General features: G+C 65.0%; 9 protein-coding genes. 4 read left to right on the top strand and 5 right to left on the bottom strand.

Translation table 11 applies throughout. From position 1 onward, the window contains the following. Positions 1-117: 117 nt before the first annotated feature. Positions 118-1,992 (bottom strand): ABC-F family ATP-binding cassette domain-containing protein, encoded by a 1,875-nt coding sequence (locus tag SKP52_RS02005; RefSeq protein WP_039571125.1) that lies wholly within the window; start codon positions 1,990-1,992, stop codon positions 118-120. An 80-nt stretch (positions 1,993-2,072) separates the two neighbouring features. On the opposite strand from SKP52_RS02005, the gene SKP52_RS02000 reads away from it, so the two are divergent. After that, positions 2,073-2,495: a VOC family protein gene (locus tag SKP52_RS02000; RefSeq protein ID WP_039571123.1), complete on the top strand. Its 423-nt coding sequence runs from the start codon at positions 2,073-2,075 to the stop codon at positions 2,493-2,495. Positions 2,496-2,497: 2 nt separating this feature from the next. On the opposite strand, the gene SKP52_RS01995 is transcribed toward SKP52_RS02000, so the two are convergent. From SKP52_RS01995 to SKP52_RS01985, 3 genes are read right to left on the bottom strand one after another with little or no spacing between them, the layout of a single operon-like run. Continuing rightward, positions 2,498-4,048 (bottom strand): DHA2 family efflux MFS transporter permease subunit, encoded by a 1,551-nt coding sequence (locus SKP52_RS01995; RefSeq protein ID WP_039571120.1) that lies wholly within the window; start codon positions 4,046-4,048, stop codon positions 2,498-2,500. A gap of 3 nt (positions 4,049-4,051) precedes the next feature. Then, positions 4,052-5,200, bottom strand: coding sequence for an HlyD family secretion protein (locus tag SKP52_RS01990; RefSeq protein ID WP_039571115.1), 1,149 nt, complete (start codon positions 5,198-5,200; stop codon positions 4,052-4,054). After that, positions 5,200-6,627 (bottom strand): efflux transporter outer membrane subunit, encoded by a 1,428-nt coding sequence (locus SKP52_RS01985; RefSeq protein WP_039571112.1) that lies wholly within the window; start codon positions 6,625-6,627, stop codon positions 5,200-5,202. The genes SKP52_RS01990 and SKP52_RS01985 overlap by 1 nt, the downstream gene beginning before the upstream one ends. An 89-nt stretch (positions 6,628-6,716) precedes the next feature. Between SKP52_RS01985 and SKP52_RS01980 the strand changes: the two genes are divergently transcribed. From SKP52_RS01980 to SKP52_RS01970, 3 genes are all read left to right on the top strand, one after another. Further along, positions 6,717-7,325, top strand: a complete 609-nt coding sequence (locus tag SKP52_RS01980; RefSeq protein WP_039571109.1) for a TetR/AcrR family transcriptional regulator — start codon at positions 6,717-6,719, stop codon at positions 7,323-7,325. Positions 7,326-7,408: 83 nt separating this feature from the next. After that, a complete protein-coding gene (locus tag SKP52_RS01975) occupies positions 7,409-8,701 on the top strand; it encodes an Hsp70 family protein (RefSeq protein ID WP_039571094.1) in 1,293 nt (430 codons plus the stop codon). 309 nt (positions 8,702-9,010) lie between these two features. Beyond that, on the top strand, positions 9,011-11,830 hold the full coding sequence (locus SKP52_RS01970) for a TonB-dependent receptor (protein WP_039571077.1): 2,820 nt from the start codon (positions 9,011-9,013) through the stop codon (positions 11,828-11,830). An 85-nt stretch (positions 11,831-11,915) separates the two neighbouring features. On the opposite strand, the gene SKP52_RS01965 is transcribed toward SKP52_RS01970, so the two are convergent. Further along, the gene (locus tag SKP52_RS01965; protein WP_039571074.1) at positions 11,916-13,394 is read right to left on the bottom strand and encodes a sulfatase-like hydrolase/transferase; all 1,479 of its coding nucleotides are present in this window, start codon (positions 13,392-13,394) and stop codon (positions 11,916-11,918) included. Positions 13,395-13,400 lie beyond the last annotated feature (6 nt).

The raw sequence follows: 13,400 nt of genomic DNA, 5'->3' as shown, positions 1-13,400 counted from the left end.
TCAATGCGGGTGAGCCCACAACAACTTGGTCATGCCGGACTTGATCCGGCATCCTTGGCCGCTTTGGAGGTCTGGACCCCGGATCAAGTCCGGGGTGACGAAGCTAGGACCGATAATCTAGGCCGCCGCTTTCTCAAACGCCTCCAGCGCTTCGCTCGCTGCCACCCAGCGTGCTTCGGCGGCTTCCTGCGCGGCGACGATCTTGCCGCGGCGCTGCGACAGCTCGCTCATCGTCAGGCCTTTGTATTCGCTCGCGGCGCCCTGCGGGTCGAACATCGCGCGGTCGATGGCGGACAGGACGACCTCATATTTGGCGAGATCTGCCTCGGCGTCCGAGACGTCCTTCTTGATCTTCGCGGCGGCCTCGCGCGCCGCGGCGGCGGCCTTGCGATCTTCCTTCTTGTCGGCTTTCGACACGCGGTCCTTCTGCGGCCCTTTGCCCAGGATCATGTCGACATAGTCGTCCATGCTGCCGTCATATTCGCGCGCGGTGCCGTCATCGACGAGCACGAGCCGGTCGGCAGTGAGTTCGAGCATGTGGCGGTCGTGGCTGACGAGAACCACCGCGCCCTCGAAGCCGTTGAGCGCCTGCACCAGAGCCTCGCGCGCATCGACGTCCAAATGGTTCGTCGGTTCGTCGAGGATGAGGAGATGCGGCGCGTCGCGCGTGATAAGCGCGAGCGCGAGCCGCGCGCGTTCGCCGCCCGACAGTTTCGCGACCTGCGTCACCGCCTTGTTGCCCGAAAAGCCGAAGCGACCGAGTTGCGCACGGACGGCGCCCTGCGTCTTGCCCTCCATCACGCGCGTCATATGCGCGAGCGGGGTGTCGCTGCCGTCGAGTTCCTCGACCTGATATTGGGTGAAATAGCCGACGCGCATCTTGCCCGATGCTGCCATCGCACCCGCCATCGGCGCGAGCTGCGCCGCGAGCAGGCGTGCGAGCGTCGTCTTGCCATTGCCGTTCCGGCCGAGCAGCGCGATCCGGTCGTCGGGATCGATGCGGAGGTTGAGCCGCTGGAGCACAGGCTTATCGGCGTAACCTACGCTCGCCAAATCAAGCGTGATCAGCGGCGGCTTGAGTTCGTCGGGGCTCGGAAAATCGAATGCGAGCGTCTGGTCCTCGGCGAGGGCGGCGATCGGCTGCATCCGCGCGAGCATCTTGGCGCGCGACTGCGCCTGTTTCGCGGTCGAGGCGCGCGCGCTGTTGCGCGCGACATAGTCCTGGAGTTTGGCGCGCTGTGCATCTTGCGACGCCTTGGCCGCGGCGAGCTGCGCCGCGCGTTCGGCGCGCTGGCGTTCGAACGCGTCATAGCCGCCCGCATAGAGCATCACCTTGCCGCCCTCAAGATGCAGGATATTGTCGACGACATTGTTGAGCAGGTCGCGCTCGTGGCTGATGACGACGAGCTGCCCCGGATAGGCGCGCAGGAAATTTTCGAGCCACAAGGTCGCTTCGAGGTCAAGGTGGTTCGATGGTTCGTCGAGCAGCAGCAGGTCGGGCTCAGAGAACAGCAGCGCCGCGAGCGCGACCCGCATCTTCCACCCGCCCGAGAAGCTGTCGAGCGGCTGAGCCTGCATTTCCTCGTCGAAACCCAGCCCGATCAGGATGCGCGCGGCGCGCGCGGGAGCGGTATAGGCGTCGATCGCGATCAGCCGCTCGTGAATGTCGCCAAGCTTGTCGGGGTCCTGTTCGGTCTCCGATGCGGCGAGCAATTCGGCCCGCTCGGTATCGGCGGCGAGCACGGTATCGAAAGGCGTCGCGGTGCCGTTCGGCGCTTCCTGCGCGATATAGCCGACGCGCGTCTTGCGCGGCATGTCGATGCTGCCCTCGTCGGCTTCGAGCTGGCCGATCATCACCTTCATCAGTGTCGATTTGCCCGCGCCGTTGCGCCCGATCAGCCCGACGCGGCTTTTCGCCGGCAGGCTCGCGGTGGCGCGTTCGAGGATGGCGCGCCCGCCAAGGCGTACAGTGATTCCGTTGATCGTCAGCATGGCCGCGCGCCTAGCATGTTGCGGCGCACAACCCAAGTCCCGGACTGGCATTCCGCGCGCAGGTACGGCAAATAGGGTGCATGACCGGTCTTGCCCCCTTTCACATCGCCTTTCCCGTCGACGATCTGGACGCCGCGCGACATTTTTACGGCACCGTCCTGGGCTGCCCCGAAGGACGCAGCGATCCCGACTGGATCGACTTCAACCTTTATGGGCATCAGATCGTTGCGCACCGCGTCGACTCTTCGCCCGCCGCCGCCGCGCATAATCCGGTCGATGGCCATGCGGTGCCGGTGCCGCATTTCGGCGTCGTGCTGCCGCCCGCCGAATGGCGGGCGCTCGCCGAGCGACTCAATGCCGCAGGCACCGAGTTCGTGATCGAACCGCACACGCGCTTTCCGGGTCAGCCGGGCGAACAGTCGACGATGTTCTTCCGCGATCCCGCCGGCAACGCGCTCGAGTTCAAGGCGTTCGCCGACCTCGGACAACTCTTCGCCAAATAAGGCTAGTGCCCGCCGCCCATCGAAATCTGTTTCGGGCGCGGCGCGAACCATACCGAGATCGCGGCGATCACGAAGACCACGCCCGACGCGAGAAACAAGTGCAGCACCCCCAATGTCGAGGCCTGCACCTCGACCAGCCGTTCGATCGCGGCGCGCGCCTGTTCGAGCGTGAGGCCGGCGCTTTGCAGCGAAGTCATCGCCGCTTCGGGATTGTTGAGCGCCGACACCAGTTCGGATCGCGAGGTCCGGCTGGCATCGTCCCACGCTGTCGTTGCCACCGCGGTGCCGATCGCTCCGCATAAGGTACGCAGGAAACTCATCAAACCGGCCGCCGAGGTCTGCAGATGCGGCGGCACCGAACTCAGCGCAAGCGCGGTGAGCCCCACAAAGAAGAACGGCATGCCGATCCCCTGCAGGATATGGGGCATCGCCAGCGTCCAATAGCCGACATCGGCGTTCCAGCTCGCGCGCAGGATCGACATGAAGGCCATCCAGAGGATCCCGGCGCAGATGGTGATGCGGACGTCGATTTTCGTAATCAGCCCCGCGGCGACGGGCGACAACAGCACCGCGAAGACGCCCAGCCAGGCGACGATGAAGCCTGTCTCGGTCGCGGTATAGCCGGCGACTTGCTGCAACCAGAGGGGCGTCAGCACGACCTGCGCAAAAAAGGCGCCGAAGCCGAGCGAGATCGCCATCGTCGCGAAGGTGAAGCCGCGAAAGCGGAAGATGCGCAGGTTGACCACGGGATTGGCTTCGGTCAGTTCCCAGATTACGAAGGCGGCAAAGCTGATCGCGGCGACGACCGCGAGCCCGATGATCCACACCGATCCGAACCAGTCATGCTCGCGTCCGGTGTCGAGCATGATCTGGAACGCGCCGACCGAGACGACGAGCAGGATCAGGCCGATGACGTCGATCCGCGCCTTGGCGCGCTTCGTCTCCAACGGCGTCAGCAACGTGAACACGCCAAAGGCGCAGATTGCAACGACGGGCAGGTTGATGAAAAAGATCCACGGCCAGGTCCAGTTGTCGCTGATCGTGCCGCCGAGGATCGGCCCGAGGATCGGCGCGGTGGTCGTCGTCATCGCCCAGATCGCGAGGCCGATCCCAGCCTTTTCCTTGGGAAAGATGCGCAGCAGCAGGATCTGCGACAGCGGCATCAGCGGGCCGCCGGCGAGGCCCTGCAGCACGCGGAAAAGCACCAGCGCATCGAGCGTGCGCGATACGCCGCAGAGGAAGGAGAAGATGCCGAAGCCGATGATCGAGATCATGAACCAGCGCACCGTGCCGAAGCGCATCGCGAGCCAGCCGGTGAGCGGCACGCTGATCGCGTCGGCGACCGCGTAGCTGGTGATCACCCATGTTCCCTGGGTGGGCGACACCGCAAGCCCGCCCGCGATATGCGGCACCGACACATTCGCGATCGTGGTATCGAGCACGACGACGAAATTGGCGAGCGCGAGCGCGAAGGCCGCCACGATCAGCCGAACACCGGTCAGTGGCTGCGGTTCTGCCGAGATAGCGGATGGAGGGAGAGCGGCGCTGGCCATGGGTCAGTTGCCGCGCGTGTCGATCGTGGCTTCCATCGACAGCCCGACGCGCAGCGGATGCTCCTTGAGCTGCTTCGGGTCGAGCGCGATGCGCACCGGCAGACGCTGGACGACCTTGACCCAATTGCCCGTCGCATTCTGCGCGGGGATCAGCGAGAAGGCTGCGCCGGTTCCGCCGGCGACGCCGACGACCTTGCCGCGAAAGACGACGTCGCCGCCATAATAGTCGGACACCAGCTCGACCGGCTGGCCGATGCGGATGTCCTCAAACTGGCTTTCCTTGAAATTGGCGTCGACATAGGCGGTGCTGATCGGGACGAGTATCATGATCGGCGCGCCCGCGGCGATCCGCTGGCCGACCTGCACCTGCCGATTGGTGACGATGCCGTCGACGGGCGCGCGCAGCACGGTGCGCGCAAGGTCGAGCTTCGCCTTTTCGAGCCGCGCCTCGGCGGCCGCGACGTCGGGGGCGGTGTCGACCGTCGTGCCGCGCACGACGGCTTCGGCGGCGCCAAGATCGCCGCTCGCCGATCCGCGCGTCGCTTCGGCCGAGGCGATGCCGGCGGCGGCAAGGTCGCGCGCTGCCGAAGCCGACGCGAGCGCTGCGCGCGCCGAGGTCAGCTCTTCGCCCGACACGGCGCCGGTGCCCGCAATGCTTTCGCGCCGCGCGAGTTCGGCGCGGGCGCGCTCGACCGTCGCATTGGCGTCGCGCAGCCGGGCACGCGCTTGCGCGATGTCGGCGCCGCGCGCCGAAACGCGGGCGCGGGCGGCGTCGGCGGTCGCGCTCGCCTGTCCGTAACGCTGGCGCGCTAGGCGCAGCGCGGCTTCGGCATCGGCGACCGCGATGCGCTGGTCGGCGTCGTCGAGGATGACGAGGATGTCGCCCTTCTTCACCGCCTGCGTGCCGCTGACGCGGACTTCTTTGACGGGACCGGAAACCAGCGCGGTGACCTGCGCCGAGTCGGCGCCGACATAGGCGTTGTCGGTGTGGACGCGCCCCGCCTGCGTCAGGAAATACCAGAGGCCCCACAGGACCGCGACCGTCACCACGACGATCGCGAGGATGCGCAGCAGCTTCTTGCGCTTGGCGCCGTTGGCTTCGGGAGTTGCTTCGGGAGCGCCAGTTTCGGCAGCAGCCGTTTCGTCGGCCATCATTCGTCTCCTGTCATATTGCTCGCCCGGTATCCGCCGCCGAGCGCGCGGATCAGGGCGATATCGAGTGTCATCTGGCGCGTTTCGAGGTCGGCGACGGCGCGGCTCAATGCGACCATGCTGTCCTCGGCGGTGAGCTGGACGATCTGGTTCGAGAGCCCGGCACGGTAGCGCAGCCGGGCGAGCTTCGAAGCTTGGGCCGCGGCGGTCAGTGCCTCGCGCCGCCCGACAAGCTGGCGTTCGGTCGCGGCGCGTTGCGCGACGATGTCGGCGACATCGCGCAGTGCGCCGATCAGCGTGCGGTCATAGGTTGCGACCGCGACATCATAGTCAGCGCGCGATCCGCGATAACGCCCTTGCAGCCGCCCACCCTCGAAGATCGGGAGGCTGATCGCAGCGCCGCCACTGCCATATTCGGACCCCGATTTGAACAGGTTCGACAGGCCGAGCGACTGGAGCCCGACGAGCGCCGACAAGCTGATATTCGGGTAAAAATCGGCGCGCGCGACGTCGATACGTTTGGCGGCAGCCTCGGAGCGCAGCCGCGCCGCGACGATATCGGGCCGGCGGCCGATCAGGTCGATTCCTGCATTTGCGGGCAGACCGAGCAACGGCCGTGCCATCTGCGGGCGCGCGATCGACAGGCCGCGATCGGGGCCGGCACCGATGAGGGCGGCGAGCCGGTTGCGCGTCGTCGCGATCGCTTCCTCGAGCGCGACGACGTCGGCGCGCGCCGACGCGGCGCGGCTTTCGGCCTGCCGCTGGCTCGCCTGATTCTCGATGCCCGCCCGCGCCCGTTCGCCCGACAGGTCGGCGCTCGCGGTGCGGACGCGCACCGCGTCATTGGCGACGTCGCGCGCATGATAATAGCCCGCCAGATCGGCGTAGGCCGACGCGATCCCGGTCGTGAGCATCAGCCGCGCCTGCGCCTCGTCGACGCGCGCCGCCTCGGCCTCAGATGTCGCCGCCGCGAGCGCCGCGCGGTTACGGCCCCATAGGTCGAGATCGAAGCTGAAGGTCGCGGCGATGTGGCCGGTGTCTCGGATGCCATCGGGCACGAAATCGGGCGGGATGCCCATATTCTTGCTCTGCTGGGTTCCCCCGACGCTGCCTTCGGCGCCGACACGCGGCAGCAGCGCGGCCCCCGCCTGCTGTGCCACCGCATCGGCGGCGCGGACACGCGCGGCGGCGATCACGACGCCGGGCGAGCCCTTCAGCCCCTCGGCGATCAGCGTATCGAGCTGGGCATCGCCGAAGCCTCGCCACCAGCCTTCGGCGGGCCATTGGCCCTCTGCCCCGACGAAAGTCGTGCGCGATTCAAGCGACTCGGCCGCCGCCGGAACCGGCTTCGGCCCGACGTCGGGGACGGTTGCGCAGCCCGCGAGCAGGCCGAAAACAGCGGTTGTGGCAAAAATCAAACGGGGCATGGCTTCCCACGATACTAGCTGGTATCATGCGCCAATGAGCCCCGGAGAATGCGTTGTCAATCGAAATGATACCAGATAGTACGGCAGCCTTGGACGATGCGACGGCGATGCGCCGCAAAGCCTTTGTCGATGCCGCGCGCGAGTTGTTCTTCGCCAACGGCTATGCCGGGACGACAATGTCGTCGATCGCCAGCAAGGTCGGCGGATCAAAAACGACGCTGTGGACCTATTTCCCGTCGAAGGAGGATCTGTTCGCCGCGGTCGTCGACGGCATCGTCGAACAATATGGCGACGCGCTGACGATCGAGCTGCCGCTCGACGAGCCCGTGACCGACGTCCTCCGCCGGTTCGGCAACATATTGATGACCAAGCTGACCGCGAAGCCCTTGCTGTCGCTCTATCGTCTCGTCGTCGGTGAAGCCGATCGCTTCCCGCATCTCGCCGAGACCTTCTATGACCGCGGCCCGCGCCGCGGGAAGGCACGCATGGCCGATTGGGTCGCCGAAAAGATGGTGCGCGGCGAGATCAGGATGGGCGATCCGATGCGCGCGATGCAGCAATTTTCTGGCCTGCTCCAGTCGGGCCTTTATCAATTTGCAGTCCTCAATCTTCCCGAAAGCCGCGACCTCAGCCGCTTGCAGGACGAAATCGACTCCGCGGTCGACACCTTCTATCGCGCCTGGGGTCCCGAAGCCTAAGAGCCCTGCCCAAACTTGCTCCGCCCGCCCTGCCGTGCAATAGGCGCCGCCCCCACCGGGGATCCCCAGCACAGGAGCATGTCATGGACAAGGCGGCCGCGAGCGCGCTCGGGCTCGATTTCGGCACGACGAATAGCGTCGTCGCGCTAGCCGATGGGCAGGGCGGCACCCGGCTCGTCACATTCGGCGACGCGGGCGATGCGGTGTTCCGCTCGGCGCTCTGCTTCTGGGAAGAGGAGCGCGGCTGGAACGGTATTGCGCACGAAGCGGGCCCATGGGCGATCGACGAATATCTGCAATCGCCGCTCGACAGCCGCTTCATCCAGTCGTTCAAGAGCGTCGCCGCGAGCCCGTTGTTCGAGCGCGCTATGATATTCAACAAGCCGTTCCGCTTCGAAGATATGGGGCGGCTGTTCCTTCAGCGACTTGTCGCCCACGCCGGCGGTGCGCTCGACGAACGGCCGCGCCGCATCATCGTCGGCCGGCCGGTCGAATATGCGGGCGCGCGGCCCGATCCCGAACTCGCGCGCCAGCGCTATGACGCGATGCTCGCGGCCTTCGGTACCGAAATCTATTATGTCCACGAAACGCTCGGCGCCGCGCACAGCTATGCCTCGCGCCTGACTGAGCCCACGACGATCCTCGTCGCCGATTTCGGCGGTGGGACGACCGACTTTTCGATCGTCCGTGTCGCCGAACCGGGTGCGCCGCGCCGCTGTGTGCCGCTTGCCTCATCGGGGATCGGCATCGCGGGCGACCGTTTCGACTATCGCATCGTCGACCGGCTGGTGTTGCCTTTGCTCGGCAAAGGAAGCCGATATCGTTCGTTCGATAAGCTGTTGGAGATTCCGGGCGGCTATTTCGCCGATTTCGGCGACTGGTCGCGGCTGGCCATGATGCGCAACCGGCGCACCCTCGACGAAATCCGACGGCTGAAACGCGATGCCGAGCGCCCCGATCTGATCGGCCGCATGATCGCGCTGATCGAACATGAGCAGGGATTTCCGCTCTATGATGCCGTGGGCAAGCTCAAGCGCGCGCTGTCGAGCAGCAAGCACGCGCCATTTCATTTCACCGGCGGCGGCATCGAAATCGGCGCCGAAGTGCGCCGCGCCGATTTCGAGCAATGGATTGCCGACGATCTTCGCCGCATCGAGGCGGCGATGGACCAGGCCCTCGCGCGGGCGTCTGTCACGCCGGCAAAGATCGATCGCGTCTTCCTGACCGGCGGCTCGTCGCTGATCCCTGCAATCCGCGCGCTGTTCGACCGCCGCTTCGGCGAAGAACGCATCGCAACCGGCGGCGAACTGACCTCGATCGCCCACGGGCTCGCGCTGATCGGCGAGGAATCCGATCCTGCCGAATGGGCCACCTGACCGCTTCACTGGACGCGACGCCAGACGACACGCGGCGCATGGTACCGACCGGCCGGCGGGTTCCATCATCTGTTCGGCACAGGACGCTACCGAAGCTGAAAGGCCGACCCCATCCAGCTATCGAAGGTCCTCGCCGAGGCACGATGAAGCGCGACATCGGAACAACGGTGGCCGGAAAGCCGACGGCCAATATTCAGCAGTCGTATATATCATATATATATTGACTTCGTGACAGCATCCAATCATCGTCTTCCCACGAGGCCAACGGGGCAAAAATGCCTGGAGCCCGAACAGGTGGGAGTGGAAGGCATGAAGAGGCAAATCGGTCTGTCCGTCGCGGCGTCCGCGATCGTCGCGAGCCAGGCGGCTTGGGCGCAATCCGCAGATCCGACCGGCCCGGCGCAGAGCGCGTCGGCCGCAGAAGCGCCGCAGGATACCGATGAGGCCATCGTCGTGACGGGCATCCGCCGTTCACTTGAACGCGCGGCCGATATCAAGCGCGATTCGGTGCAGGTAGTCGACGCGATCGTCGCACAGGACATCGGCAAGCTTCCCGACCCCACGACCGCAGCGGCGCTCCAGCGCGTGCCCGGTGTGCAGGTGTCGACCAACCGCAACAACGAGTTGGGCGACGTTCGCGTGAGGGGCCTTCCCGACGTGCTGACCACCGTGAACGGACGCGAGGTGTTTTCGACGGTCGGCCGCAATTTCGATTTGCAGGACATGCCGGCCGAAGCCTTGTCGCGCGTCAACGTCTTCAAATCCCAGACCGCCGACCTGACCGAAGGCGGGCTCGCGGGGGTCATCGACCTTCAGCTCAACCGTCCGTTCAATTTCAAGGATCCGACCGTCGTGCTGGGCGGGCGCGCCAATTACGGCGACCGCGTCGACAAGATCAATCCGCAGTTCAGCCTGCTCGCGACCGATCGCTGGGACACCGGGATCGGCGAAATCGGCGCGCTGATCAACGGCACCTATTCGAAGTCGGATTATTATCGCGCAACGACAGTGCTGTTCCAGCGGCGCAGCACCAACACGGCGCCATTCAACACGCCGGGTTATGTCATCCCCGGCATCCTCCAGAATTTCCCGCAGCAAGGCTATATCGAGCGCCACCAGCTCAACGGCGCGCTGCAGTGGCAGGCGTCGCCGTCTCTCGAAGCCTATGTCGAAGGGTTCTACACCTATTTCCGCGATCGCGGCAGCCGTAACGGCGCCAATATCCAGCCGTTCACCAACGGCACGACGATCACCGACATCAAGCCCGGCACCAGCTGCATCAGCACCTATGTCCGCTCGAACGGCAACAATCCGGTCATCCAGACCGACGCCGACGGCAACAAGTCCTGGACGCTGACCGCGCCGCAACTCGCCAACCCTGTCGAGCTGTGCCAGCCCGAAAGCATGACCTTCGCCAACCTTGTGTCGAACCAGACGACCCAGGCCCGCGACCTCAACCAGAACAACAAGCAATTCGCCGGCGGGCTGAAATATGACGAGGGCCGGCTGAACGCGGTGCTCGATGTCGCGTATCAAACCTCGAAATACGAACTGCAGAATATCACATCGGACATCGGACAACGACTGCCGAGCCTAACCGTGACGATGGATGTCGATGGCCATGCCGAATATACGGTACCCGGCGACGCGCTGCTCAGCCGCGACAATCTCTATATCCGCAATGCGCTGATCCAGAATTTCACCGAGAACCATGGCAAGCTGTTCCAAGCGAAGGGCGATGTCGATTATGATCTGGACGGTTTTCTGTCGAACGTCGCTGTCGGCGTTCGTTACGCGCATCGTTCAGCCGAGGAACAATCGGTCAATCTGAACAAGGCGACGCCGGGCGGCAATATCGGCACCGGAAACGACGCGGCAGCAGTGCTTGTCTCTAACACCGGCCTGCCCGACGACTTCCTTGCACTCGGGTCGCGTGCACCCGACCTCAACAATGGTTCGCGCTTCTACATCCCCAACCCCGACTTTCTGCTTTCCGAAGAAGGTCTCGACGCCGCGCGGGCCTATTTCGGGCTGCCTGCCGGGCGGCCAGCTTATGATCCCGGGCGCGCGTTCGATGCCAAGGAAGACACGCTCGCCGCTTATGTGCAGGGCAAATATGAAGCCGATCTATCGAACAGCATCACGCTGGATGGCGTCGTCGGCGTGCGCTATATCCGCACGAGCCGGACGATCGGCACGTTCATACCCGCAGGGGGGGGCGAGTATGACCGGCTGACCGCCGACACGGTCGACCATGACTGGCTGCCGAACGCGACCGCACGTTTCCGGATCGGCGACGATATTCAGATCCGCTTCGGCTATGCCAAGTCGCTACGCCGCCCGAATTTCGGTTCGCTCAATCCGGCGATCACGCTCAACCAGTCAAACAATCCTCTGGTTCAGAGCACAGGCAATGCGGGCAATCCGGACCTCAAGGCGCAGAAGTCCGAGAGCCTCGATGCGACCTTCGAATATTATTTCCCCAGCGGTTATGTCGCGATTGCCGGCTATTATCGCGACATCAGCGACCGCGTCATCACCAGCGGCGCGGTCGAGGCGATCGATGGCGTCGATTATGCGGTTTCGCGCCCGCGCAACGTCGGGCAGGCGACGCTGAAGGGTATCGAACTCAGCAGCCAATATTTCTTCGACTTCCTCCCCGGCGCGCTGTCGGGACTTGGCGTGCAGGGCGCCTTCACCCTCGCCGATTCAAAGGTTGGCGGGGACGATCCGCTCGCGGGATATCCGCTGCAGGGCGTGTCGAAATATAATTACACTGTCGGCCTGTTGTACGAAAAGAGCGGGGTCAGCGCACGGCTCGTATATACCTATCGCTCGAAATATCTTTCGCTCGACGCGAGCGGCGAGCCGACGTTGCGGCCGATGACCGCAGAAACGATCGCTTCGCTCGAGGTGCCGGCGCTCGTCACCTATGCGCGCGGAGCGGGACGTCTCGACTTCAACATCGGATACGACATCACCGACAAAATCCGCGTCGATGTCGGCGGCACCAATATCCTCGGAAGCAACACATCGACCTATTACGACTATCCGGGATATTCCAATATCAACAACGAGATGGCGTATGACGAGACGACCTATTCGGTCGGTGTCCGCGTCAAATTCTGACGAGAAAGGGCGGCGGCATCGATCTGCCGCCGCCCTTTATCCTGTTAAGGAAAGGCCCCGCCGCGAGATCGCGACGGGGCCTTTGTTATTGCGCCCGATATTTGGGAAGCTTCGCCATCCACGCCTGGAGCTTGCCGAGCAGGCGGTCGCGGATCGCGGGCTGGCCGGCGGCGACATCGGTGGCTTCGGTGGGGTCGCTCGCCAGATCGAAGAGTTGAGGATTTGCACCGCCGGCCTCGGCAAGCAATTTCCAGTTACCCTCGCGGATCGCAAAAGGCGGCGCCTGATCGCGCTCCATCGCCGGCTGGGGCGGTTCCTTCGGTGCGCCTTCCTTGCCATAGGCCCAATAAAGGTCGGGTCGATTGGCGACGGCGGCGCCCCCGATCACCGGCGACAGGTCGATCCCGTCGACCCCGGCTGGCGTCTTGGCGCCGACGATGCGGGCGATCGTCGGCAGCAGGTCGACGCCCTGCCCCACGGTCCGCTCGTCGCGATGGCCGGCCTTGGTGTGGCCGCGCCAATAGAGGATCAGCGGTTGGCGGATACCGCCTTCATAGAGGCTCCATTTGCGCCCGCGCAGATTGTTGGTGCTGCCCGGCGCGACCTCGTCTCCCTTATAGTAGCGCTGTGCCGATGAGGGTCCGTTGTCGCTGGTCACGATGACGAGCGTATTGTCCATCTCGCCCATCTGGTCGAGCCGGTCGAACAGGCGGCCGAGGGTCTTGTCCATCTTCACCAGCGAGGCAAGCATCCGGTCATCGTCCGAAGATTCGCCCTTGCCCATCACATCCGACAGGCTTTCGTCGTCGGGCGCCCACGGGTCGTGCATATCGTTGAGCCACAGGTTGACGAACCAGGGCTCGTCCGAATGCTGCGCGACGAAATCGACCGCCATGTTCGCATAGAGGCCGGTGAGGTTGGTCTTGAGTTCCCAGAAACGCGGCCCCTCGCCCAGTTCGTCCGATTGCTCGGCAAGGAAGCGCTCCTCGTCGGACACGAGGACGCGCGGCCCCAGCCCCTCGAAGGTCGTGAAACTATGGTCGAAACCATAAGCGGTCGGCCATGGGGCGTTGCCGATGTCGCGTCCGCCGCCGAGATGCCATTTCCCGATATGCGCCGTTTCATATCCGGCGCCTTTCAGAAGGCGCGCCACGGTGGGAAGCTTCGGATCGAGCCAGTCCGCCTGGCCGATCGAGGCATTATAGGCGCGGTCGCTGACATAGTTGATGAAGCCGACCTCGGCGGGAAAACGCCCCGTCAGGAGCCCCGCTCGCGAAGCCGAACAGATTGGCGCGGAATCGTAAAATTGCGTCATCAGCACGCCGCCCTGCGCCAGCCGGTCGAGATTGGGGGTCTGGACCTTCTTGTTCCCCATGACCGACAGGTCGCCGAACCCCATGTCGTCGACGAGGACGAACAGGATATTGGGCTTGCCCGCCGCCGCGGAGGCCGGAGCCGATGGCGCGGCCGCCGGCGCGGCGAAGGCCGGGGGTGCGGCGACACCCATGAGCGTCGCCAGTATGGTTGTCGTGACCCAGCGGGTCGCCGCGAAGCGTCGTGCCATCGGCTC

It is taken from the genome of Sphingopyxis fribergensis (assembly GCF_000803645.1).
GTDB lineage: Bacteria > Pseudomonadota > Alphaproteobacteria > Sphingomonadales > Sphingomonadaceae > Sphingopyxis > Sphingopyxis fribergensis.
This window is presented reverse-complemented; position numbering and strand designations above follow the sequence as displayed.